This window comes from Protofrankia sp. CiP1_Cm_nod4 (assembly GCF_982290645.1).
Genome location: NZ_CEVIVC010000153.1, coordinates 10,450 through 11,353 on the forward strand (window position 1 = coordinate 10,450; position 904 = coordinate 11,353).

Annotated in this window: 1 protein-coding gene; it reads right to left on the reverse strand. The window is 77.7% G+C overall.

The window, feature by feature from the left end; translation table 11 throughout:
- A partial coding sequence (locus tag AC5LSR_RS20675) for a class II glutamine amidotransferase domain-containing protein (RefSeq protein WP_493468850.1) occupies nt 1-854 on the reverse strand: 854 nt, incomplete at its 3' end.
- Nucleotides 855-904 lie beyond the last annotated feature (50 nt).

Genomic DNA, 904 nt, shown 5'->3' on the forward strand with positions numbered 1-904 from the left:
ACCGCGCTCCGCCCGGCCCACGCGGCGAAGCGCTCCGCCGCCTCCTCGGGCAGGCGGACCGCGAGCCGCTCGTCAGGCCCGAGCCAGCGGACCCGTCCCAGCCCATGGCCGGGACGCGGGCGGCCCGCCGCCGGCACCGGTATCCCCGGCAGCACCGGTATCCCCGGCAGCACCGGTATCCCCGGCATCACCGGTATCCCCGGCATCACCGGCAGCACCGGCATCCCCGCGGCACGGAGCTGCGCCGGTTCCGTCCCGAACGCGAAAACGCGCCCGTCCGACCAGGTGAGCAGTTCCTGCCCCGGATCGCCGGCACGGGCGCAGACAAGCCGCCGACGGTCCGGCTCCCAGATCAGCGCGACCCAGTCCCCGCCCAGCGGCCCGAGACAGCGTTCCCCGTCCCTGCGGTAGGCGGCCGCGAGCAGGCAGGCGTCGGTACAGCCCGCACCGGCAAGAGCGGCGGGCCGACCATCCCGTACGCCGGCCGGCGGCTGCGCCGGCAGACCATCCCGTACGCCGGCCGGCGGCCGCGCGGGCAGGCCTGGCGGCACAGCAACCGACGGTTGGGCATGGAGGCCGGCTGGCGCACTGCCGCGCGGCGCTACCGGGCCGTTCCCGCCCCGGCGCCGTCGTCCGGGGCGGCCGTCGAGGACGACGACCAGCCCCTCCGCGTCCACCGCGATCGGCGGTGTCGGGTCACCGGCGGGCCCCGAGGCCGTCACCACGCCGAACGGCCCGTCGAGGTGCACACCCCGTGCCGGCGGCAGGCCCAGCGACGACGAGGCGAGCATCGCCGTGAGGACCGAACGCCGCACCGGGGCACCGTCCAGGCGCAGCAGCCCGCAAACCGTCATACCCGCTCTCCCGCGATCAGCGGTCCCCGGGCGTCCGCCCGTCCCCCGCC